Raw genomic sequence first — 462 nt, 5'->3', positions numbered from 1 at the left:
CCGCACACCCGGTCGACCTCGCGGCCCATGTGATCGGCGCACTCGTCGAACGCAACGGTGTCGACCCCGCGTCGGTCGACGACGTGATCCTCGGCTGCCTGGACAACATCGGTCCGCAGGCGGGCGATATCGCCCGCACCGCGGCCCTCGCTGCGGGCCTGCCCGAGACAGTGCCCGGCGTGACCATCGACCGCCAGTGCGGATCCTCGCAACAGGCTGTACATTTCGCCGCGCAGGCCGTGATGAGCGGCACCGCCGACCTCATCGTCGCGGGCGGGGTGCAGAACATGAGCCAGATCCCACTGATGTCGTCGGTCACCGCGGGCGAGGCGTTCGGCGTGCGCGACCCCTACTCGGGCTCGACGAGGTGGCGGGCCCGCTACGGGGACGAGACGATCTCGCGGTTCCGCGGCGCCGAGATGATCGCCGAAAAGTGGGGAATCGACCGGGAGGCGATGGAGC

The 462-nt window shown here is 70.1% G+C and carries 1 protein-coding gene; it reads left to right on the top strand.

Annotated elements, in window-relative coordinates; all coding sequences use genetic code 11:
• The coding region (locus J1M44_RS11115) for a thiolase family protein (RefSeq protein WP_274607920.1) at positions 1-462 on the top strand (462 nt) is incomplete at both ends.

Source organism: Micrococcus sp. KRD128, from assembly GCF_017168395.1.
Taxonomy (GTDB): Bacteria; Actinomycetota; Actinomycetes; order Actinomycetales; family Micrococcaceae; genus Micrococcus; species Micrococcus luteus.
This window is presented reverse-complemented; position numbering and strand designations above follow the sequence as displayed.